This is a genomic window from Legionella parisiensis, assembly GCF_001467945.1.
Taxonomy (GTDB): domain Bacteria; phylum Pseudomonadota; class Gammaproteobacteria; order Legionellales; family Legionellaceae; genus Legionella; species Legionella parisiensis.
Map to the genome: position 1 here is coordinate 694,240 of NZ_LNYQ01000012.1, position 26,834 is coordinate 721,073.

The following is a 26,834-nucleotide window of genomic DNA, read 5'->3' on the forward strand; positions in this document are numbered from 1 at the left end:
ATAAAAGGTATTTATGATGTACAATAAAAAAAAAAACCAACGTCCTTTATCAATTATCCATTATTTTGAAGATCAAACTAATTCTTCTCCTCATAAAGTCGCTCTAATTACTGAACAAGGAACCATAAGTTACGCTGAACTTAATGAACAAGTGACGCAATTAGCAAATTACTTAGTTGAACATGGCGTGGAAGCAGGACAATTTGTCTCAATCTTATTGGAGCGTTCTGCTGAGTTTGTTGTTGCTTGCTTGGCAATATTAAAAGTTGGAGCCATATACATACCTATTAATGCGCATTACAGTGAACGTTACTTAAGCAATATTTTAAAAAAAAGTAATTCCTCTTTATTAATCACCAATAAAAAACTATATAAAAAAAATAAAACGGATGACATTTCAATATTAAATATCGACAGTATCGAATTAACAGCCACTAAAATTAATAATTTATTGGTTACAAACAAAGCTGAGGCTTATGTAATCTACACTTCAGGTTCAACTGGTGAACCGAAAGGAGTACTAGCTACGCATTCCGCAATGATTAATCGGTTTGAATGGATATGGAAACACCATCCCTTTAAAAAAAATGACATTTGTTGTTTAAAGGCTCCTGTCCATTTTGTTGATGCAGTTGGTGAAATGTTCCTTCCTTTATTAAAAGGAGTTCCCCTTGTTATTTTACCCCCCAAAATGGAGTTTGATAGTCAGCAATTTATTCAATATTTAGACAAGCATAAGGTCACTCGCCTTGTCCTGGTACCATCACAATTGCAGCTCATTCTGGATATTTATCCGAATTTAGCAGCAGTAATTCCAAGTTTAAATCATCTTGAAATTAGTGGTGAACCGTTATCAACTAAGCTCGCTTTACATTTAAAACAAGCATTACCAAATGTGAAACTATTAAATCGTTATGGTTCAAGCGAATATACTTCAGCGATTTTTTTTGAGATTAATGAACTCAAGGCAAAGGATTCGTGGGTACCAATTGGAAAGCCAATTCACTATACGAAAACCTATATTTTAGATGAGAATCTATCGCCTGTTAAAGCCGGTGAGACAGGAACTTTATGGATGAGTGGATTAGGAATTTCACCTGGTTATCTAAATAATGCGGAATTAAGTGAACAAAAGTTTCGGCCAAATCCTTTTTTTAATAAACAAACTGATGAACCGTGCTATGAAAAAATTTACAATACAGGCGATCTAGTCTGTTTAAATAAAGATAATGATCTCGAGCATAAGGGACGGGCGGACTATCAGGTCAGCTTGTATGGAAATCGTTTTGAATTGGCGGAAGTAGAAAGTTATCTCAACAAACATCCAGATATAAAGCAATCAGTAGTTCTATTATCTTCATCTGATTCATTTCAATTCTTAACTGCTTATATACGCTCTTCTAATTCTGATTTACAGCTTTCGGAGATTAGACAGTTTTTACACGACGAACTTCCTTCCTATATGATACCTAATGCACTGATTAAACTGGATAGTTTTCCCTTGCTTTCCAATGGAAAAATCGACCGGAAAATTCTTGCTTCAACAGGCCAGGTGCGACAGGAAGAAACTCATTTGGGTAAAGATGAAATCTCTTCTTTTGTAATCAACCAATGTAACATGTTGCTTCCTACGAGTGATTTCAATGCCCAGCATAGTTTTTTTGAATTGGGCTTTAATTCTTTAATGTTAATGAGCTTGGCCATTAGTATACAAAATAGGTTCAAAACTCCTTGTACCATAACTGATTTATATAAAAATAATTCTATTACCAAACTGAGTAATTTCATAAAACGCAAACTGATAAAGGATTCAAAAAGCGTCAGCTTTCCTGCTCCTACTCCCGGTGAAATAAATATATCGCAGAAACGTTTTTGGTTCCTTGAAAAAAAAATTATAGGCACCCAAAGCCCTTATCATCTTCCTATTTTAATCAAGATAAGTGGTTCTTTATCTTTGAAAAAATTAAATCACTGCTTAAAGGAAATAATAAAAGAAAATCCCGCTCTATCCAGTCATTTTAAAGTCCTGGATAAAAAAATAAATTTAATTAATCATCATTTAGATTGGGAATTACAACATGTTATGGCGCAGGAAAAGGACATTGACCAATTAATTTCTTTAAACCTGCATCAACGATTTGATCTTGAGAAAGATTTTTTAATAAGAGGACATATTTTTAGAATAAAACCAAAACAGTATATTCTTAGTCTTGTTATCCACCATATTATTTTTGACGGTTGGTCCCAGCAACAATTTACGCGCTTAATTTTTCAAAAATATAATGCTCTCCAGCAAGTAAATAAAATACCTTTTAATAAGAAGCACATTACCGCGCCTTCAAAACAATTGATAAATTCATTTAAACAGCAATTGGCAGCTATAGAACCCCTTCCTCTTCCCTATGATTTTTCCCCTCATAAAGGAGTTATCGAAAACGCAGACTCTATGAGCAAAGCAAACACTTCCCTTATCGAGGGAGCGGGATCGCGTCATTATTTCATCATTTCCCATCAACAACTGGCTTTAATTAAAGAATTAACAAAAACGAATAAAAGCACTATATATTTGACATTGTTATCGATTTTTAGCTTGCTTTTAGGAAGATACTGTCAAAAAAATCACCTTAGTTTAGGCACCGTTATTTCCATACGTGATCAAGAGGAAATGGGGTGTGCAATAAATACTCTTCCATTATCTATTGATTTTAATTGGCAAGATGATTACTTGAAATTGGTAAAAAATATATCAGATCAATTTTACAATCTTTATGCTATGAGTGAATTTAATATTCATTCGGATACGGAACTGAGTCAGTTGCAATTAAATGCGGAAGGGAATCTAAATACCTTTTTTATTTTTGAAAAAATGCATGAATTACCCACTCTCAAACTAGGCACCGCACAATGTGAACTGTTAGCGCATCATGTTCAATTAAGTAAGTCCGAGTTAACCCTTCATATTGAGGAATACAGCGACTACCTAAATTGCTATTTTGAGTTTTCAACTCTGTTATTTAAAAAAAGCAAAATAGAAAATATGGCTGCCCATTTTATTTCTTTAGCGGAAAATGTCTTCAACTGCCCTCAAAAAACATTATATGCATTCGATATTCTAACCAAAGATGAGAAGAATAAGCTTATTCATCTTTGGAATAATACCCACGTGAGCAGGCAATATAAAACGTTAAATCAATTGCTCGTTGAGCGTGCTTTAATTCAAGCAGACGATGTTGCTGTTATTGATCATGACAATCAACCATACAGTTATTCTTTTATTCATCAAAAGTCCGATCAGCTTGCTGCACAATTAATAAACCTGTCCAATGAAATTAATGATTTAATAGGAATAGCTATTGATCCAGGTATTAATATGATTATTGGTCTATTTGGTATTTTAAAAGCCAAAGCGGCATTTTTACCATTGGATGTAAGGCACCCGCAAAAGCGTCTGCAATATATGCTGCAAGACAGTCAAGTCAAAATTGTACTTACTGAAAAACAACATCAATCTGTATTTTCAAAGCTGGCAAATAAAAATATAAAAGCAGTGGTTATTGAAAATCTTCTTGAAACTAAAAACAGCCCTCTTATCAATAACCAAAATTCAATTGATGATCTTGCTTTCGTTTTATATACCTCAGGATCAACCGGCCAGCCCAAAGGTGTCAAAAGTACCCACAGATCTATTGTTAATCGACTGGAGTGGATGTGGGAAAAGTTTCCCTTTCAAAACGATGACCGGTGCAGCCAAAAAACTGCTCTGAGTTTCGTAGATTCATTATGGGAAATATTTGGCCCAATACTTAAAGGAATTCCTTTATATATTATCAGCCAGGAGCAGCGCCTTTCCATTGAGCAATTAACGAATTCACTAGTAACGAACCACATTAGTTGGCTTATCTTAACACCGTCCTGGCTGAAAATAATGCTTGACTATATGCAAGCCCATCAGCTTAAACTAAATAAGCTGAGGATATGCGTTACAAGCGGTGAAACAATTCACAGCCATTTATTACCCCATTTTAAATCATGTTTTCCCCAAGCGAGACTGCTTAATTTATATGGATCCACTGAGGTTGCTGCAGATGCCTGCTTTTTTGAAATAAATATAGAGAATAGTCACACTCTATCTATCCCAATAGGGCAACCTATCGATAATATGCAAGCCTATGTCCTCGATCAGTTTAATCAACCCCTGCCAATGGGTGTGATTGGTGAGTTGTGTATTGCCGGAGACGGACTGGCACAAGGGTATATCGATAATCAATTAACGCAAAAAAAATTCATTACGGAAACTTTAATTGAAAAGCCTGTCCGTTTATTTAAAACAGGTGATTTGGCTTTTCGGCAAGAGAATGGGAGTCTCATACTTGCTGGGCGTAATGACTCTCAGATTAAAATTAATGGCATCAGAATAGATCTCACAGAAATAGAGTATTTGTTGCATAAGCATTCTTTAATTCAAAATGCAGTGGTTTTATCTGTAGAGCAAGAACAGCAACAGCTTATAGCTTTTATCCAAAGCAGTAACAAATCCTTAACCAAGTTAGAGATAAATAAATATCTTAATGCTTACTTACCCAAATTATTTATTCCTTCTTTTATCTATATTTATGAACAGTTTCCTAAAACTATATCGGGAAAAATTAATCGCATTGAATTAATGCAACACCACCATTCGCTGTTAGAAATGAATGTGGAACAAAATAATAATTTAAATGAAATTGAATCAATGATTCTTGAGCTGTGTAAAAAAACTTTAAATCTATCTAGTGCAGACATCAACCAGAGTTTCTTTGATCTTGGTGGAAATTCATTATCGGCTATGTCATTGACTTACAAGCTCAATGCTCTTTTTAAAACAAAATTTGATATTGCAGATATTTTCAATAACCCCACAATTTATGAGTTAGCCAAAAAAATAGAAAACCAACACTTTAAAACAGAGTTTTTACCCTCTATTGCAAAATGTTCACGTGAGGAACAAATCTTTTTAGCTTCCAGCTCCCAAAAAAGAATCTGGTATGCTGCTAAAATGCAAGAAGAATTTCCTTGGTCATTTAACGTGCCAATTGTTATCAGTATCCAAGGTGATTTAAATATTAGTGCTCTAGAAAAATCGATTAATCAGATCATTAAAGAAAATGAAGTTTACACGATTAATTTTGAATTTAGCAAAGGAAAGTTGTATCAAAAATTTTCAGAAAAACAACTAAAAGTAAATGTAATTCAACTAAAAAATAAAAATCCATTTAATCAGATAAAAAAATACGCGAAGCGAGTTTTTAATTTAGAAAAAGATCTATTAATCGATGTCACCTTATTTCAACTAGCTAAATCTCAATTTAAATTGTTGATTAATCATCATCACATTATTACTGATGCTTGGTCTTTAAATGTATTTTTGGAAAAGCTGAGTCATTATTATCGCCTATCAATAAATAATAATGGCATCGACTGTTCTGAATTAGGCGCCTCTAAAATTGATTATATTGATTATTCAACTTGGCAGAATCAATTATTAATGAAACAAAGTTTTGAGGAACAGCTTAACTATTGGGAAAAGCAACTAAAAAATAATCCCAATACCGCCTTACGACGGGACCATCTTTCTTTGTCGGCTAACAGCGAGGGTTGCGGTGCGCGATTTAAACTCAATCTTTCAAAAAGAGATACCCAAAAATTACACCAGTTTTCTCATAACAATCATGTCACTCTGAGCATGGTACTCCTTACTGCTTTTAAATTAGTAGTCGCTAAGTACACGAATAAAGAAGATATCGTTATAGGTATGCCTGTTGCTAATCGACATTTGTCTGGTTTGGAAGAGATATTAGGTTCTTTTATCAATACGGTGGCTGTCAGAACTCCTATCAATGCTGATGGGTGTTTTTCTGAAGCTTTAAGCGCTGTAAAAATAAGTTATATTAATGCCTTAAAAAATCAAGATATTCCTTTAGAACACCTGATGGAAAGTTTAAATCTTGGCCTACCTTACCAAATTGGGTTTGATTTTATTAGTGAACCACAGCAATACAAGATAAACCTTGAAAAACTGTTCTGTGATATTGATTATTTTTATTTAGATACAGCGCAATGTGATCTTACCCTGTTTGCGAATGAAAAAGTGAAAGGTCTTGTTCTCCTGTTTGAATATAAAAAAGATCTATATACGTCAGAATATATAGAAAATTTGGCACTTAAATACAAAGCGTTAATCAGTCAGATTATCGAGACAGAATCCATCTCTGCGCCTATTCAATGGTTGTCTAAAAAAGAAGAGGCTTTGATTTTTAGTTTAGGACAAGGAATAAAATCAGATAAAAAGCAGAGTTTATCGTTAATTGCGGCCATTGAAAAGAAGGCTGAGGATACACCCTCTAATATTGCCATTCATCAGGGTGCTGAAGTGCTTCATTATGGTGATTTATCAAAAAAAATCAATCAATTAGCTAACTCTTTAAAAACCAAATTAGATTTAGGCAATAAACCTCTAAAAATTGCCACTTATTTACCAGGAAATACTGACTGGATTATTAGTTTATTAACCATATGGAAATTAAATGCCTGTTATGTACCACTCAATCCAGAGCAGCCACGGGAACGCCTTGGTTCTTTAATTAAATATATCCAGGCAGATTTAATTATTACTTATTCATATAAAGCAAAGGAACTTGGTTTAGAAGAGGAACGGAATATAATCTTTTGTCTTGATGAAATAAACTGGCAATCTAACGATATAGATTACAAAAACAAGGGCTACAAAAAGAATAATCCTTATTCCTACATTATATTCACTTCGGGCTCAACTGGCTTTCCAAAACCCGTCCCTATCCGTGAACATGCCTTGTTAAATCTAGCTTATTCCCAAATTGAAGGATTTAAAATTCAACCTGAAAGTAGGGTGTTACAATTTGCTCCTTGTTCCTTTGATGCGTCACTTTCCGAAATTACCACCGCTTTTCTAAGTGGTGCGAGCTTATATCTTATACCAGAACACTTACGTAAAGATGCACTAGCTCTATCAGACTATATCAATTTCTATGGAATTAATGTTGCAACACTTCCGCCATCCTTTCTTGCGTCAATACCTAAAGACAGGCACCTGGCTTTAGAGACATTGATCATCGCTGGCGAGCAATGTGATCCAGACCATTTCTATTTTTGGGCTAAAGATAGATTATTCATCAATGCCTATGGCCCAACAGAAGCCACAATCTGTGCCTCCTATAAATATGTCACCCAAGATACTCTTCCTAATAATATAGGCAAACCCTTGCCCAATGTTGACTTATATGTTCTTGATGAGCAGCAAAGACTTTTACCGCAGGGAGCCGAGGGAGAACTTTACATAGGAGGAGAACAGCTCACTGACGGTTATATAAACTGTCCTGATGCAGAAGCAAAATTTCATAGTATTTCTTTACTTGATTCGCAACAACGAGTTTATCAGACGGGGGATAGGGTACGCTGGCTAATAAATGGCGATTTGGAATTCATTGGTCGAGTAGATAGACAAATTAAATATCATGGCATTCGCATTGAACCGCAAGAGATTGAGCAAAAAATATCGACTCTTCCCTTTGTGCGGGAAAATGTGGTCACACTGGAAAGCCATGATCAATTGGTTTCTTTTATTGCTTTAGAAGCAAATCATTTTACCAAATCAAATGAGCTGGAGTTATGGCCATCCTTGGCAGAATTTTATGTGTATGATGAATTTATTTACAATATAATGTCTAATGATTCGAAGCGTAACTTTTTTTATCAAAAATCCCTTAATAAGTTAGCTTATAATAAAATTGTCTTAGATATAGGTACGGGCAAAGATGCAATTCTAGCGCGATTGGCAATTAACGCAGGGGCAAAAAAAGTCTATGCCATTGAATATGTCGAGAAAAGTTACCTTGATGCTAAAAATACTTTAGAAAAGCTTAATTTAGCCGATCGAATTATTTTGATCCATGGGGATTCGCGTAAAGTCAATTTACCAGAACAAGTCGATCTTATTGTTTCGGAAATAGTTGGCGCCATTGGAGGCTCGGAAGGTGCGGCAGTTATACTCAATGATGCTAAAAAAAGGCATTTAAAACCAGATGGGGTTTTGATTCCTGAGCAAGCAATAACAAAAATAGCCGCAGTCTCTCTTCCTGATGAGTTTTTTGAGTATGCGGGATTTGGACCATTGGCTGCGCTTTATGCGGAAAAAATATATGCCAATCTTGATTATCAATTTCTACCCCGAATATGTATCAAGAATATCAATCATGATTATTTGATTTCAAATTCTGCGGTTTTGGAAAATTTATCGTTCAATGGGGATACAAACACTGAAAATAAAGAAAATACCACCATTACCATAAACCGTAATACGCAATTTTCTGGCTTCATGGCTTGGCTGAATTTATATGATCAGGAAGGAAATTATCTTGATATTTTAGAGGATAACCATTGTTGGGTTCCTGTTTATTTTCCCGCTTTAAATAATAAGCTTAGGGTTAAAAAGGGAGATATAATTCGTCTCGGTTGTGAGTATCGTTTATGTAAAAATGAGCTCAATCCAGATTATTTTATTCGAGCAGAAATTTGGCGGGAAAATAACTTACTGCATACATTTAACTATAATTCATTTCATTTTCATTCAATTAAGCAATCCAATCCTTTTTATAATCGTTTATTTAAGAATAAAAATATCACGTTTAGCCCAATCTTCACCGAAGGGGAATACATTCAATTTATAAAGCAGCAATTGTCGTATCAGCTTCCGCCTTACATGGTACCCAAGAGTTATATTTTTGTAGAGAAATTACCTCTTAATCACCATGGTAAAATTGATTTTCCCAAATTAAAAGAGCTAAATGAGCACAAAAAAACTCCTGGCGCAATTAAAGAAAAACCGCAAAACGACTTGGAAATCAAGCTTGCCGCTATTTGGTCTAAATTTATTTCATTCACAGAAATAGACCGTAATGATAATTTTTTCCATTTGGGCGGCGATTCAATTCAGGCAATTCAAGTAGTATCTGAAATTCAAAACGAAGGTCTCCCCGTTACGGTTCAGGAGCTCTACACGTTTCCAAGCATTGCTACTCTTGCACAATGCATGGCAGCTAATTTAGCTAAGAATCGACAAAAAGAACGGATTAATGAAGCACGTAAACCTACCGTGGATCTAATAAAAAGCGAAGTCAATTTAACCAATTATCGACTTAGTTCCATCCAAAAAAATATGCTGTCCATCCATTTAGCCTATCCAAATAGCGATTTATATCTCAATCAAGTGTATTGGTACACGAGAGGCATTAATCAGGATAATTATAAGAAAGCATGGGAACTATTAATTGCAGATACCGAAATATTACGTGTCAGTTTTGTATGGAAAACAGGAGAGGAGCCTCAACAATTAATTCACAAACAAATCAATCTGAAGTGGCAAGTCATAGACTGGTCAGCATTTTCCAAACAAAAACAACAAACTAAATTAAAATCCTACCTTGTCAAGGATAGAGAAGAACATTTTAATTTAGATAGCCCTTCCCCCATGCGAGTGACGTTCATCAAATTAAACCCAGATGAACATATTATATTATGGACACATCATCATATTATGCTGGACGGTTGGAGTTTGCCTCTACTTTTAAATAAACTTGATTTGTTTTATGAATATCTTGAAGAAAAAAAGAGCAAACCTTTACCTAATCCATATCAATTTAGCCAATATATTGAATGGTTAGACAAGCAGGATAAAGATATTGCGCTCTCATTTTGGAAACAGAAGCTACAGGGGGTCTGTTATCCAACTCATTTCAATGTAACAAAAAAATCACTGGTTAAGTATGACATCAACAGCACCTATCTTTCATTGACGGATTTCCTCTCTGAAAATTTAACGCAGCACCTGAAACAGTTCTCTCAAGAACACGCTATTACAATCAATACGGTGTTACAAATGGCTTGGGCCATCTTATTAGCAAATTATAGTGCACAAAAAAATGTTGTTTTCGGAACTACGGTTTCTGGAAGAACGGTTAATGTAAATAATATAGATAAAATTCCTGGTCTATTGATTAATACTATCCCTCTGCATATACAACTTGATGACAATAATCATGTTTTAAGTAGTATGCACGAATTTCAACGAGATATTCAGCAAGCCCAATCTTACAGTTATGTCGGTTTACATGAAATTAAGAAAGTGGTGGATTGGAACCAGGCTTTACCTCTTTTTTACTCATTAACGCTCTTTGAAAATTATCCATCAACGTTAAAGAATAAATTATATTTTGTTGAAAAAACGAATTTTCCATTGACCATCAGTTTCTCCTTATCAGAGAAATTGTGCATTGATCTCACTTACGCCGCAGAATATTTTGCCGCGGAAACAATAGCCAGAATGATGCAGCATCTCAAACAAGTGCTCTTTGAGATTACCCATCATTCTCATAAAAGGATAAGTGATTTAACTATTGTGCCAGAAACCGAGTTACGACTTTTGGAGCAGTGGAATAATACTGCAACCGCTTTGCCGCCTTTAACCATTCACCAGGTATTTGAAAGGCAAGTGAATCAACATCCCAATAAAGTTGCTCTGTGCCAAGGGGAAAAAACACTGACTTATGAAAGTCTGAATAAACAATCTACTCAGTTAGCTCATCACCTTCATACAAGCTACGTGCAAGAATATCAACATGATTTTCCGCTTGAAACGGTTATTGCAATTTATTTACCTCGCGGTATTGATTTATTTGTTAGCATCTTAGGTATCCTAAAGGCGGGAGGATGCTATGTCCCTCTTGATCCATCTTATCCAAAGCAAAGAAATGATTTTATAGTTGAGGATGCCAATCCGACGTTTATTATTACGAATTCTCAATTATCAAAAGAATTAACTCATTATAAAAGTCGCCTAATTTATATTCCAGAAGAAAGCGTTGACCTAAAGCTACCCCCTATAAAACACCATCCTAAACAATTAGCCTATATTATTTATACTTCAGGCTCAACGGGGATACCCAATGGTGTTCTTATTGAGCACCAAGGCGTTGTAAATCTGGCTTTGAATACCGCGAAGGCTCTAAAAGTTTCATCTAAAAGCCGGCTATTACAATTAAATTCACCATGCTTTGATACTTCCGTTCAAGAGTGGTCTTTGGCTTTACTCAATGGTGCTACTTTGATCGTACCAACACCAGATGAGTTGCCGCCTTATAAAGAGATTGGACAGTTAATTTCAGAAAAGGCTATTAGCCATCTTGATGCACCGCCTTATGTACTTGAAAATATTAAATTGCAGAATTTCCCGTCTCTTGAAGTGATTATTAGCGGCGGCGATGTCTGTCATCAAGCCTTGGTCGATCGCTGGGCCTTAAATTACCATTTCATTAATGACTATGGACCTACTGAAGCGACCATTTGTGTTTCAATGACCATCTGCAAACCTGGCGTAAAACCAACGATTGGGAAACCTCATCCCAATACTAAATTATACGTTCTGAACCAGTATGGAGCACTAGCCCCAATTGGAGCTGTAGGTGAACTCTTCGTAAGTGGCGTGGGATTAGCAAGAGGCTACTTAAACCGTCCTGAACTGATGCAACAACGTTTTATTGCTAACCCCTTTCAATCCAGCAATAGACCTCTTTCCAAACTCGCTGAGATGAGTGACGTGCGAGGAGACGCGGAGCAGAGAACCGGGATATACACGCGAGTACATGGGGATTCGAGCACCGCATCGACCCAGCAATTCGCCTCCTCAGTGGCGTTCGGAAAGGAGGCTAATGAAACTGCTTTCAATTATTTATATAAAACCGGGGATTTGGTCCAATGGACAGAACAAGGTGAATTGATCTATTTGGGGCGCAATGATGGACAACTGAAAGTACGTGGTTATCGTATCGAACCAAACGAGATAGAAAATAGTTTATTAAATCATGATAATGTGAAACACAGTGTCGTTATTGCAGATAAAAATAACCAGCAAAAATTAACTGTCTTTATTGAGGAAGACAAACAGGGATTATTTAATGCGAATGATTACCGTAACTACTTACAGAAAAAATTACCTCCTTTTATGGTTCCAAATGATTACATTCTAGTCGAAACCATACCGCTTTTGCCTAATTCTAAAGTGGATAAAAAAGCTTTGGCAACGTTAGTTAAAACACCAACGTCTCAACATACAATGAAACCGCCTAACACAGAGGAAGCGGTGCTGATTGAAGTATATTCACAGATTCTTGGCTCGCATAGGATTAGTGCAGAATCTAATTTTTATGCTGTGGGAGGGGATTCAATTAATGCCATTCATTTAACTGCCTTAATGCATCAAAGAGGTTACCGTTTTTCCCCTTATTTGGTTGACAAATATCCTACTATTAATGAATTGGCCAAGCACATTAAAAAATCAGATGAACGTGCAGTAAGTGAGATATTGCCCAATCGACCCTTTAATCTTTCTCCTGTTCAACAATGGTTTTTTGAACGTCTATTAGCAAACCCACACCATTATAACCAAGCGATTATGCTTGGTCGTACGGAGCCCTACGATGAACGTTTATTGAAGCAAACTATGGCTGAATTGCTGAAACGACATGACAGTTTGCATTTACGTTTTAAACAGCAAAAAAATGGATGGAAGCAGTACTATGCAACTGATAAAAAATCTTGCTCTGTACCCATTAAATTCTATGATCTAAGTGGAGTTAATCCCTCAGAAAAAACAGAAATAATTGCCCAACACTGCAAGACGCTGCATGCATCTTTAAATATTGAAAAAGGACCTATGCATGCAATTGCTTGTTTCTCTGGATTGGATGCGCCTCAAAACCAATTATTCTGGGTGTGTCATCATTTAATATGCGATAATGTATCTTGGTACTTGTTAATTTCTGACTTTAAAAAAATCTATACTTCTCTTGAACAAAATAATGAAGCATTAGTACCTAAAATAAAGAAAAATGTTAATTTCTTTATTTGGCTTCAACAATTGCAACATTATGCAAATAAAGTCTTTTCGCAACAAGTCCATTATTGGCTTAAGGTCAGTGAAAAAATCAAAATGCTGCCTTTTGATCTGCAGCCTTCCTCTTTTACGCAAGCTGATATGCATCACTTAGACGTTTTTTTAACCGCCAATCAAAGCAAAGCATTACTTACCACCGCTCATGAAAACCTAAGAACTTCTCCAGTAGAATTAATTTTAGCTTCGTTACTCAGCGCTTTTAATCAATGGAGAGGGTTAAATGAACTTTCTATTGAAATGGAGGGGCATGGTCGAGAACCAATTGCTGAAAATAACGAGGGGAATCAAATTACAGGTTGGTTTACAAGCCTTTACCCTGTTCATTTTGACCATGCTGATTTTACCCAACTACAAAACCTTATCCTTTATATAAAAAATTATCTCCGCAAGATCCCTGATAAAGGCATTGGATATGGAGCTCTTTGTTATTTACTAAAGAATCAACACACAAAAAAATTGAAACAATACATTCACCCCTCTTTAAGTTTTAACTATATGGGAGTACTGGATAATCAAGCGCAAGGACAATTTAGTTTCATTGAAACAGATACCACTCAATGGGTAAGTGCCATTAATCAATCCGATTATCCTTTAGCAATAAATTGCTATTTTATCAATCAGCAATTTAAATTGCAGTTAAGTTACAGTAGTAAGCATTTCCACCAAGCCTCTATGCATGCGCTACAGCGAAAAATTACTCAAGAGTTTGAACGAATATTAGGTTTTTGCACCTCAATAAAATCTCCGGTTTACACAATCTCTGATTTTCCATTAATTAATTTAGCCCAGGATGTCTTAACCCAATTAACTAAAGATAAAGATATTGAAGTAATATATCCTTTAACTCATTTGCAACAAGGCCTCCTATTTCATGCCACAGAAAAAAATGATCCCTACATTGCTCAACTACATTGGACCATAGATACTCCGATTAATGTAATTAATTTCAAAAATGCTTGGAGTGAACTGATACAAAGAAATGCCATACTGCGTACATCTTTTCATCAACTTGACTGTCCAGTACAAATGGTACATAAGACAGCTCCTCTTAATTGGCATGAACATAACTGGACAAATCTCTCAGAAGATCATGTTAAGAATAAATTAGACAACCTATTTGCCCAGGATAAAGCGCATAATTTTGACTTGCAAAAACCTGGTTGTATGCGTTTTTATTTCATATACCTGGACAGGGGGAGTCATTTATTTATATGGAGTCATCATCATATTATTTTAGATGGTTGGAGTATTAATTTATTACTGAAACAACTCGATTTTTTGTATAGGCATATGGAGCAAAAACGTTTTCAACATGCCACTCTTCCATTTGGGAACTATATCACATGGTTCATGCAACAACCGAGAGAGAATGTGTTTTATTATTGGAAAAACAGGTTAAAAAATTTTAATAAACCCACACAATTACTCATTCACAAAACAACTCGGTTGGTTAGAAAAAGTAGCCATGTATCTTTGCATTTACCTGATGAATTACTGAGTAAATGCGAATTATTTTGCCAACAACATACCATCACACTCAATACACTTATTCATAGCGCCTGGAGTTTAGTGATGGCTAAATACAGCAATGATGAAGATTTGTTATTTGGAATGACCGTCTCTGGTAGAAATATTGAGCTCAACGGTGTGGAAAATATAGTGGGCTTATTAATCAATACATTGCCTGTAAGAATACAATTAAAAAGAGATGACCTGGTTATTGATTTAATCCAAAATTTGCATCAGCAAATACGTGATTCTCAACAACATGGACTTATTAGCCTATCAGAAATTAAAGAAGCTATCGGCTGGAAAGGTAATGCGGGGTTATTTCAATACATTTCAGTTTTTGAAAATTATCCGCAGCATCAAGAAGGCCTGCTATCAAAAAGCAAAATTAATGAAGAAACTCATTACCCACTTTCCTTTGTTTTTAGTCATCAAAAAAAATTAACGCTGACTGCTATTTATGATGTGCATTGTTTTGCCCACACACTCATCAAATCAATGCTGAGTCATATTAGTTATTGTCTTAAAAACATGATCAATTCCGCGGAAAGCCCCATCAAAGAGATTGAAATTTTATCCACACAGGAAAAAACAACATTATTAAAGCGTTTTAATAGTCCATTTGCAGTGGATTTGCCACCTGCAATGAACATTATCGCTGCTTTTGAGCAAATTTGTTTGAACTACCCTAATAATACTGCTCTTAGCTATGAGAAACACAAGATTAGTTATGTAGAGTTTCAGCAAATGATTAATACATTTTCTACTTATATTCTTCATCAATACCAATTTCATAGCAAACAAGAATTTAAAATGGAAACAGCTATTCCTCTTCTAATGGAAAAAGGAATAAATCAAATTCTGGCTATTATGTCGGTTATTAAGTTGGGAGGGATGTATGTGCCAATCGATCCGGCCTTACCTCAAGAGCGTATTAAAACAATTATTGCCGAAACAAATTGTCAGTTGGTAATTAGCGATAATGTTAATCGAAATAAATTAAATAACCTCCCTTGTATTTTAATTAGTGTCGATGATAACCGGGGGACTCAATCAACTCCTGCGGTATTTTTTCCAAAACTGCATCACAATAATCTCGCCTATATGATTTTTACCTCAGGTACTACTGGAAAGCCCAAAGGCATTATGATCGAGCATAAGAGTGTCATAAACTACGTTAAGTGGATGACTCAGGAGCTTGACCTTAAAAAAACCGATCGTTTTATGCAATCATCAAGTTATGGTTTTGATGCTTCAATATGGGAAATATTCGTACCACTTTTAACCGGGGCTCAACTATGCATACCTGGAAGTAAAGAACAAAAAGATTTTTCCAGCCTGGTAAAATGGATGAAACTTGAAAAAATTTCTATCGCGCAATTCGTACCTTCTTTACTTCCTTTATTAATGGAAACAGCTGACTTTGAACAGGCATCAGATCTTCGGTATCTTTGTGCAGGTGGCGAAGAGTTAGCTTACAACCTGGTAAAATTAATATTAGAAAGAAAAAATGTAGAAATTGTTAATCTTTATGGACCCACTGAAGTTACCATTGACGCAACATTTAAACGGATAAATCGTAATAATATCGCGAAGTGTAACCCTATTCCTATTGGTAGGCCTTTGTTGAATACTCAAGTCCTTATCCTTGATCAATACAATCAATTGACGCCTGTGGGGGTTCCAGGTGAACTTTGTGTGAGTGGTATAGGGTTGGCTAGAGGTTATTTTCAAAATAAAGAATTAACAGAACATTCATTTATAAATAACCCCTTTGCAGAGAAAAAACAATTCCATCAAAAATTTCTCTATAAAACAGGCGACTTAGCTTGTTGGTTACCACAAGGTGATATCCAATACTTGGGACGTAAAGATAAGCAAGTAAAAATTAGAGGTAATCGCATTGAATTAAGTGAAATTAAAGAACACTTATTGAATCTTAAAAGAATTAAGCAAGTTGTGTTGCTTTTTATTGAAGAAGAACAAAAAATAATTGCTTTTTGTAAAGGATACAAAAAATACAAGCAACCGCTTAATGACTATGTTAAAGAAAAATTGAGCCAATCATTACCCCATTATATGATTCCTGTAGCTTCAATTGCTCTCGAACAATTTCCTCTTAACTCCAATGATAAAATTGATTATGAGGTATTAAAAACAATTTATCGCAGCTCAATTGAATCAAACAAACAGGAACATTATTATGCAAAAAATTCCATTATCGCTGATAGTTTGAGTTCGATTTGGAAACGTATTTTTAAACTAAACGTAATTAACCATAACTCCAATTTTTATGAATTAGGCGGCCATTCATTAAAAGCAATGCAATTGGTACTTCAGATTGAAAATTATCTTCAAATTAGCTGTCCTATTACTGTCATTTTTAATCATCCCCAGTTTTCTGATTTAGTTCATTATCTAAGCAGGCAAAAATTAAAGCAGCAAAATATTAGTGAGTTTTTACCTGGCAAAATTAATTCTCAGCAATTATCTGCAGAACAAAAAAGGATTTGGTTTTTAAGTCAGGTAAACAGTAAAATAAATCAAAGCTATAACATGGTTTTATCCTTTACATTAGAGGGTGATTTAAACAGGCTGCTGTTTGAAAAAAGTTTAAACCAGGTGGTACAAAACAATGAAATACTCAGAGCAAAATATAATATTGATAATAATCAAGTTGTTCAAGAAATTGCCGAAAATATCTATTTTACTTTAGATTTCGTATCGATTAAAAATGAGTTGCACTTAGATCAATTTATTAAACAAGCTGTTACTCAGCCTTTTGATTTAAAACATAGATGTTGGAATGCTTTTCTTTTAAAAATTTCTAATAAAAAGCATTTATTTCTACTTATTATGCATCACATTATTGGAGATGGTCTATCTCTAAAATTAATGATGGAAGAATTAAATCACAGATATAACCATCCTACTCAAAATGTTCCCGCTAAAATGTATCAATACAGTCACTATGTAGCTTGGCAAATGCAATTTTTAGCAACTTCAGAGGCAAAAAAACAATTACAATATTGGAAAAATAAGCTTGCTCATTATGAACCAATCGCTTTGCCTTATAAGACCAGTCAACTTAACCAAATAAATTATGACAGTCATCAACTTGAATTCATTATTGATAAAACCCGTCTGAATCAAATTAAACTGATTTGTGAAAAGGAATCGTGTACGCCCTTTATGTTTATTTATACTCTTCTTAACGTATTGCTCTACAAATTTACGTTACAAACTGACATTATTTTGGGTTTACCTATCTCGCAAAGACATTTGCCAAACTCAGAAACAATAATGGGTTGTTTATTAAACACTCTTGTATTACGTAATCAATTTTCCAGTGATGACAGTTTTACTTCATTATTACATTCTTCAAAGGCCTTGTGTCTTGAGTCTTATGAGAATCAATTAATTCCTTTTGAGCAGATTATTCAAGCCGTTGAAGTAAAACGAGATCCCCTCAGAAATCCTTTATTTCAGGTTCTTCTAAATTGGCATACCCAAGATGAGTCAATCAATCTTTGCTTAAATGAGGTTACGGTTAAATCCTATGAAATACCCCTCAATTTAGCAAAATTTGATTTAGTTTTTACGTTCACTGAAACAGCAAACAAGCTGTTAGTTTCCTTGGAATATAATAAAAATTTGTTTACCAAACACTTGATGCAGCAAATGAAAACGGGCTTTCAAAACGTGTTGACTACAGTTATTGATAATGGGGAGATTAAACTGTCAACAATAAGTCTGTTAACTAAGAAACAACAGCAAAAATTAATGGCGACGAATACTATCGCTTCTGAGTTTCATCCACCGACCTATGATCTTTTTGATTTATTTTATAAGCAGGTAAACAGATTTCCAAAAAAAATCGCAATAAAACACGGGGAGAACTTAATAAGCTATCAAGAACTCTACCAGCAAAGTATGAGACTATCATCTTGTTTTCCGGGAAAAGGAGAAATCATTGCTGTAATTCTTGAGCGGGGGATCAATATGATAACCAGCATGCTCGCTATTCTAGCTTCAGAGAATGCTTTTTTATTAATCGATCCAGAGATTACACCTACAAAACGCATTCAGATGTTCATCAAGCAAAGTGACATTAGGACTATAATCTCATCTGCTAAACACAGGGAAATCCTTAAAAAGTTTAATGCAAAATCTTATACTATAGTCGAGCTTGATGATTTCAATCAGAATAATGTAATTGAATCCTATGATCGAAAATTCCCAAACAATAAAATTGATAAACTTGCTTATATTATTTTTACTTCAGGGACTACTCATCAATCAAAAGCAATAAAAATAACCCATATTAATTTGATTAATCATTTATTTTGGCGACAATCTTTATTCAAACTATCAAATAAAGATATTTTTCTGCAAAAAACAAACAGTTCTTTTGACGCCTCGATTTGGGAGTTTTTTCTTCCCTTGGTACTGGGTGCTCGTTCTATTATTGTCGATAGTAAAAATTACAAACAGCCAGATTGTTTGCTTCAAACAATAAAGTCAGAAAAAATTACGATTGCTCAGTTTGCTCCATCTATGCTTGAATTGGTTTTGCAGTCGCACTATGCTCATTATCTCTCGCAATTACATCACCTCTGCCTCGGCGGAGAGATTTTAAGCCGCCAACTTTACAAAAAATGCAGGGCCGTATATAAAAATAACCTATATAATTTATATGGCCCCGCAGAAGCAACCATTGACGTTTCTTACTATCATGCGCGCACTCATCAGATAAAAACACATTTGCCAATTGGCATACCGATTAGCAATGTTAGTCTCTATATTGTAGATGAGGGATTAAATCTGGTACCCAAAGGGTGTATAGGAGAACTGGCTATCAGTGGTTATGCTGTTGGGGACGGTTATTTAAATAATCCTGAATTAACTGCCGAGAAATTCATTAAAAACCCTTTTTATCAATCCAATGAACCTCATGCTTACTCCAAACTTTATCTCAGTGGTGATTTAGTTAGAATGAATCAAGAGAACAATATTGAATTTATTTGCCGCAAAGACCGACAAATAAAGTTTCATGGGATTAGAATTGATTTAAGAGAAATTGAATATTATTTAGAACTCCATCAGAAGATAGAGGGCTGCCGCGTTTTATATTACGGACATCATGATAAACAATATCTAATAGCTTTCCTTATAAGTAGTGAAGACATTAATTTATCCACTGGTTTTTGGAAACAGTATTTAGAAGACTATATACCCGAATACATGCAGCCATCTTATTATTTTTCTATTGACAGCATTCCTTATACAGCTAATGGTAAAACGGATGAGCAACAGCTAAATGATATAATTAAAACTTATTTTAGCGAAATACCTGAATCTTCTGATCATAAAGATGATCTGGTAATGAAACAATTAAAATTGATATGGGCTAAGGTTTTGGGTCATCATCAGTTTACAACCCATGATGATTTTTTCTTAGTAGGTGGTGATTCGATTCTTGCTGTTCATTTAATACACCAGATCAATGAACGATTTAATAGCTCTTTAGCAATAACGTGGGCGTTTACACATAGTAAGTTAATGAATCAAGCAGAAATTTTACAGCTTGGATATGATCTTAGCTATACACCTATTACCCAACTTAAATCAGTAAGCAATAATCAAAACTTATTTATAATGCATTCTGGGACAGGGGGGGCAGAAGTTTATTCTTTACTTGCCTCAGCAATACAAAATTTCTCAATCTATGGTATAGAGCCTTATAATTTTTACCATCCAGATACTATGATAGATAATATTTCTGCTCTTGCTGAATATTATGTCCAACTCATCCAGGCACAACAAAAAACAGGTCCTTACTACTTGGCCGGCTGGTCATTGGGAGGCTTGATTGCTTTTGAAGTGGCGCACAGACTACAAAAAATGAGGGGTGAAATTGTTTCTATCTATTTATTTGACAGTTTTATGTATGACACGGCTTTTGCAACCAGGATAGCTCAGTTTTATGAAACCAATATGAATAATCAGGCTTTACTATTAGATCTCTTGGGGCAAACAGGTCTACCTGTGCATCACCAGCAAAAGTTAATCAATCTAATAATGAATAATTGTAAAATGATTCAGCAATACTCACCTAAATATTATGCTGGCAAGGTTATTTTATTTAAAGCCACTCAAAAGGAACCATTCAACAAAAATTATTTTCCCACCTCCTATGTAGAGACCATTCATCAATTGCATGATCTCGCTGACAATGGCTGGAGTCCATGGGTGAAACAATTAGAAATCCAAATGATTGACTGCCATCATATGAATTTATTGACTGGCGAGCACATATTCACAATAGCACAACGAATTGATGAAACAGTTACAGAATTTGGTTTAAAGGAATTAATATGAAGAGCATATCTGAAGTAGCCGTTATTGATTATGAAAATTATCCTATAAGCTCCAAACAGTCCTTTGTAAAACCAGTTCCTTTCATAATTACTAATTTACTAAGTAAACTAGGTAATATTGAATCATGGTCCTTTAACACACTGAGTCATAAATTACACTCTTGCGACGTCAAAAGTTGCTATTCTATTGATGGACGTTTTGGTGCCGATCCGTGTCGACTCAGCGCGGAGAGTCAGGATAAACTGATGAGTCTTCCTTTTACGGATTTTATTGATCGTGTTCTCGCTTCGAATAAAGAGAATGGTTTTTACTATCTTCAACAGGGCTCATTATTAACCGATTATGATGAATTAAAATCGGATTGGACTTTGCCATCTTGCATCTCGTCGAAGCAATTAAAAGCTGTCAATCTTTGGATTGGACCCGAAGGTGGGGTTTCAGTCTTGCATTATGATCGAAGTAATAATTTTTTGATTCAACTTGCTGGTTTAAAAAAAGTAGTGTTATATGATCCTCTGCAATGTTTTAAGTTATATCCTTTCAACATATTATCTGATGCCCATCATATTAGTCGTATCGAGAATATCGAACAACCCGACTTAATACGCTACCCCCGCTTTAAGCAAACCAACTCAATTGAAGTCCTGCTCAAGCCAGGGGAAACTCTCTATATTCCGCCCTATTGGTGGCATCAGGTTTATAGCCTTGAACCAACAATATCAGTAAATATTTGGTGGCATGCTTTGCTTTGGCAAAAAATGGTTCCTGCCTATCCTCGTTTTTTAATACGCGAGATTTGGCGTAAATTTAAAAGAGTTAAAAATCTCAAACTCGAAAGTTAGAAAATACTTGTTTCTTGTATTACACGGGAACAAAATTTGAGATAATTGAAGTTCAATGAGTTAATATCTATAATCTAATTCAAAAAATATAGAGTCTTTATGGCAAATAGTATTGGAGAAAAGATGGAATCACTTGGCATCAATCATCCAGAAGTGCTAGGTGCTCATAGTTGGTCTTCACCAGCAACAGTAGAAGTAGATGCTAGTTTCGAGATAGAAGAATGACCTATAAACCTCTTCCGCCAAAAGCAGTGCAAGACGCTTATAACCGAATTTTTCCTCACATTAGAAGAACGCCAAATTTGCACTCCGATTTACTCAACAGCTTTCTCAAACATGAAATCAGATTTAAAATAGAAGGATTACAAAGTACCGGTGCATTTAAAATAAGAGGGGCACTTAATACACTTCTTTCACTCGAAGAACAGCATTGTCTTCCTAAAGAGATAGTTACTTTTAGTTCGGGAAATCATGCACAAGCAGTAGCTTGGGTTGGGCGGAAATTCGGCATAAAAACAACAATTTTTCTCCCATTTTTTACATCAAAAATCAAGCAGCAAGCTACTATAAGCTATGGCGCAAAAGTTATCTATACAGCGAGTCGTTCTGAAGCGGAAGAACGCGCTGCGGAGATGGGAAATAAAAGTGCATATCTTATCCATCCATATGATGATGACATGGTAATAGCAGGACAAGGTACTGCCTGTTTAGAAGCACTACAGGAAGAATTTAAACCCAACGCAATATTTGCCCCCTGTGGTGGCGGCGGATTATTATCCGGAACTTATCTCGCTGCACAATTATTGTCACCTGCATCATTGATCTATGCGGGAGAGCCATCTCAAGCCAATGATGCAACATTGTCATATCGTCAGGGAAAAATTATTCGCTATAAAGATTCCCCCGATACAATTGCAGATGGTGCACGAGCACTTGCAATATCAGAGCGGACTTTCCATTACTTAAAAAAAATTAATGGTTTCTATGAAGTGACAGAATCAGAAATATTATATTGGACGCAATGGCTGATACATCTCCTTAAAGTAGCAGTGGAACCAACGTCAGCATTAGCAATGGGTGCAGCTTATAAATGGATTATGGAGCAAACAGAGCCACAGAAAATATTGGTAATAATCTCTGGTGGAAATATTGCACCAGAAACATATCATACAATTTGGAAAGAAAACCATTTAGAAAAAATACCTGATTGCCCGAAACAGGTTTTTCTGCATATTTAGTCCATTCTGGCTGTTATTCAGAATGTTCAAAATACGCCCAGGTTGATTCTTTCAAATAAAATTCAGACAAAGCTTTTATGATATGCACTCCAACAGAAAATTATCTATCCGAGCCAATACATTTAAAAACGCTGAATACTATTTGCGAAACATGTTGAACAATATGGATGGGGTGCACACGTTCCCGAAATAAAACGACTTGTAACCAAGTTCAGGTTCTGAGAATACAACGATGAACTTGTTAAAGTCAGATAACTGTATTGATTTCTTGCTATTTTAAATATATTAATAAGTTATGGCTCATTTTTAATTAATGGTCGCTCATGAAACTTATAATTAATAAAAAAAATAGTTCGGAGTTAATCACTCTGTATCTTGATGCAACAACGGGTGTTCATGAGTTGTTGTTGATTCTTTATGGTTATAGGGGTAAGTTTTACGAGCGTTTTTCTTTTAATGAGTATCAAAAATTTATTTCACTATATGAATGTCTTTTATATGGGGAACGCTTTAAAAATAAATTGCTTCCTGGAACTCATTTAGCTGATTACCAACTTGAGGATCCCTGTTATTTGACATGGGAAGAGTTCACTGAGCGTCATCCTGCAACTCATCTCGGCTCCGATCTTATAAACTGTGGCGTCCTTTTTTGGCAAGCCCAAATGACGCCAACTCAGTCTAAGGTTGAAAAAGACTCTTTGTTGCCTGACAATGGGAATGCGAAGCCAAGTATGTCTTAGAAGTCAGCTCTATTATGAGCTTATTGCCTCATCTTTAAAATTTTTTGGCTGCTTCAATTTTTTAAATATTCTTATTTTAATCGATTTCAGTTTAGAGAGAAATGTGATCAAAAAATCCGACATGTTTCATCGTATGAAGTGACTTCAGATGGGGGAAAAGAATAGCTTTTCTCTTTAGACCGAGGTGTAAATAAAGGCAGCGTTTGAAAGCCTTTTGTGAAAGGTTCGGCTCCTGCACTATCAAGATCTGATTTAGGTTGGGGGCGATAACCCAAACCATTCAATAAATCGAAAGTGGTATCTTCAGAAACCTCATCCACTACGGCACTGTTACTATTTGATGAGGAAGTTACAACTTCCTGTTCTTTAAAACGATAGAGATTCAATAACACAATCGCTGATTCAAGCACCATTAATGCCACTCCAACTGCAGGGTTAAGGGCAAAACCCAAAGCAACGAATAATCCTGCCGCCACTAAAGTAATTGTTGAATTATAGGTTAAACTCACGCAGAAATTTTGAGCAATATTTTGTGTTGTTTTTGCAGCGATATCAAATGCAGTTGCAATAGAAAATAGTCTTCCTTGCTGAACTACTATGCCTGCATATTGCTGTGTAATGTCATCACCAATTTTCGATTGAACAGCAATACCGAGATTGGAATGCCTAATGGCTGTGAGATCATTTGCTGCGTCACCTACCATAGCCACTTTATAGCCATCATGCTTTAACTGTTCAATATAACTTTCTTTAGATATTTCGCCTGTTCGCGTGACAACACCTACTGTATTCGCAAAAATATTCTTTTTAGAAATACCTAATAATTTTGCATATTTTTCTGCAGTTTCCCGGTCTGCACCAGTACAAATATGTACCGTTTTACCCAAACGCTTTAATTCGTTTACTGTTGCAATGGCATCTTCACGCAATGGATCCATTAGGGCGATTTGTCCTACTACTTTCCTTTCTCGAACAATATAGATGGAACCGTCTTCAGGGTTGTTATAGTGTCCAAAATCTGTGATATGATTCGCAGCAAGCATGTCTTTATTGCCGATAATGAATGTTTCACCATTTATCTCTCTTTTACCCTTAATTACAGCTTTAATGCCTGAATGATGATGGTTCTCTTTATCAACAGTTATGTCTAATTGATCATCTGCGATGAAGCCTCGAGATTCTATATGATTCTTAATAATTTCTGCTATTGGATGCTCAGATTTACTTTCTAACAATGCGACACGACTCCAGAGCTTTTCATCATCAATCGTACACTTCACTACTTGAACGTTGCCTTGAGTCAGCGTGCCATTTAAATCAAAAACAACGGTGTTAATATCAGCTGCTGCTTGTAATGCTTTGCCGTTCTTAAAAATAATTCCATTCTCAGATGCTTTTTGCATCCCGATTTTAACTGCTAGGGGAGTAATCAAGCTTAAAGCGCATGGGCATGCGCTCACTAGAACCGATATGACACATTGAATTGCAAGCGCTGGATTGAACACGGAACCTATAATAATGCCTGAGAGCAAGGCTATTCCAAGCAGACCCGGAATAAAATATTTCAATACCTTCTCTGCAAAATGCTCGATAGGTGCTTTTTCCTCATTCGCTTGTTCAATATTTTTTGCCAATAATGAAAGGTACGAGTTTTGATAAGTCTTTGTGACCTTCATTTCCAATGAAGGAATATGATCGGCCAAACGCATTCCGGCTTTGACTTCATCGCCTGGCTTAAACCTTTTGAGCTCAGGTGAACCATCGATTCGTGTGGTGTAAAGTGATGCTTCTGTTGTTAATACCCCATCGACAGGAATAACACATCCTTTTTTAACGAGAATTATATCGTTAGGAATTAAGTGTTTCACTGAAATTTCTATGTCCGGTTTACCCTTTAATAGGACTAAAGGATCCACACAATCACGAACATCTAATTTTTTAGTGATCTTATCGATTAAAGTATGTTCAATGCCTTCGCCTAAATGCCAAAAGCCTAGGACCAAAGGGGCGGCCTCAAACATCATGGGTAGTCCAGGAATAAACAGGCTTGCAATGGATACGGCAACGATGGTTAAGGTACTGATCGCATATAAAGTGGTGGTATCCCATTTTTTTTCAAGCAAAGCATACCATGCTGATTGATAAACGGTATATCCCAAATACAGGGTCATCAACGTAGTAAGGCCAGTTATGGCATAATAGGCAAGAAGAGGAATATTAAAACTCCCTATAGCAAGAACAAGCAGAGCTACTCCCCAAATCAAACCTAATGCTGCTTTCACCCAATGATTTTCATGACTATGAGAATGCCCGTGAGAATGCCCGTGAGAGTGCCCGTGAGAGTGGTCATGAGAGTGGTCATGAGAGTGCCCATGAGAATGGTCATGGGGGCGAGCGTGAGAGTGGTTGCGGAACTGAGCGTAAGGGTGTCCGTGTGAGAATTTATGCGGTATTCTTTTTCTTTTCTTTTTAATGCCATCGGTAGGTATAGACTCCATTTGAAATACCTGGCCGTTATGCGGTCTTTCCTCTTCAAACCACAGTGCTTCTTCCTCCATTTCGCTGCACAACGTAATTTCTTCGGTCAACAAAATTTGGCTTACTGCTGATTCTATGGCATGAGCATTTTTGGATTTACATAACAAACTGATACTTTTATTGGGACTAGTCAAATTCATTGCTATACGTACTAGTCCCAAGTTACTTAAGGTAGTTAACTTCGCCTCAATTCGCCTTGAAGTTTGCTCAGGGTCGTAAAACTGGATGTCATCTGGAAGGCGGAATCTATAGTTATAAAAATACATTGGTTTCCTCCATTTAAAGGACATAAGTGCTCGCTTTTTGCAAAAGTCCACTTTAAAGGGGGGACTTTCCTGACTTTATCAGTTGTTCATCAATATTAATTTCAGATAAGTCATTAACAATTACAGCAACTCTTTAAACCTTAAAATTAGATAAGATCCAGTAAGCAAAAAAGATTTTCCTGTCCTTAAAAACCGATAGGAAGTGAAAATTAATTGTATTGCAAACCAACCTTTCGAAAGTGTTACATTGTAACATTCTATTGCCAAAGAACAAGCCACATTTAGTAATTTTTATGCCA

5 protein-coding genes are annotated in these 26,834 nt (G+C 35.5%); 4 read left to right on the forward strand and 1 reads right to left on the reverse strand.

The features are described from left to right. Positions 1–13: 13 nt before the first annotated feature. The 4 genes from Lpar_RS05665 (at position 14) to Lpar_RS05680 (ending at position 23,731) form a co-directional block, all read left to right on the forward strand. Positions 14–20,911 (forward strand): non-ribosomal peptide synthetase, encoded by a 20,898-nt coding sequence (locus Lpar_RS05665; RefSeq protein ID WP_082650338.1) that lies wholly within the window; start codon positions 14–16, stop codon positions 20,909–20,911. Beyond that, complete coding sequence (locus Lpar_RS05670; RefSeq protein WP_058517007.1) at positions 20,908–21,753, forward strand: cupin-like domain-containing protein; 846 nt, start codon at positions 20,908–20,910, stop codon at positions 21,751–21,753. Before Lpar_RS05665 ends, Lpar_RS05670 begins: the two co-directional genes overlap by 4 nt. A gap of 221 nt (positions 21,754–21,974) precedes the next feature. Continuing rightward, positions 21,975–22,991: a serine/threonine dehydratase gene (locus tag Lpar_RS05675; RefSeq protein WP_058517008.1), complete on the forward strand. Its 1,017-nt coding sequence runs from the start codon at positions 21,975–21,977 to the stop codon at positions 22,989–22,991. A 323-nt stretch (positions 22,992–23,314) separates the two neighbouring features. Next, complete coding sequence (locus tag Lpar_RS05680; protein ID WP_058517009.1) at positions 23,315–23,731, forward strand: hypothetical protein; 417 nt, start codon at positions 23,315–23,317, stop codon at positions 23,729–23,731. A 107-nt stretch (positions 23,732–23,838) separates the two neighbouring features. On the opposite strand, the gene Lpar_RS05685 is transcribed toward Lpar_RS05680, so the two are convergent. Further along, positions 23,839–26,535, reverse strand: a complete 2,697-nt coding sequence (locus Lpar_RS05685) for a heavy metal translocating P-type ATPase (RefSeq protein ID WP_058517010.1) — start codon at positions 26,533–26,535, stop codon at positions 23,839–23,841. Positions 26,536–26,834 lie beyond the last annotated feature (299 nt).

Bases quoted from the DNA above. Each gene is read 5' to 3' on its own strand.
- Lpar_RS05665 (WP_082650338.1), top strand. From the start codon at position 14: ATGATGTACAATAAAAAAAAAAACCAACGTCCTTTATCAATTATCCAT.
- Lpar_RS05670 (WP_058517007.1), top strand. From the start codon at position 20,908: ATGAAGAGCATATCTGAAGTAGCCGTTATTGATTATGAAAATTATCCT.
- Lpar_RS05675 (WP_058517008.1), top strand. From the start codon at position 21,975: ATGACCTATAAACCTCTTCCGCCAAAAGCAGTGCAAGACGCTTATAAC.
- Lpar_RS05680 (WP_058517009.1), top strand. From the start codon at position 23,315: ATGAAACTTATAATTAATAAAAAAAATAGTTCGGAGTTAATCACTCTG.
- Lpar_RS05685 (WP_058517010.1), bottom strand. From the start codon at position 26,535: ATGTATTTTTATAACTATAGATTCCGCCTTCCAGATGACATCCAGTTT.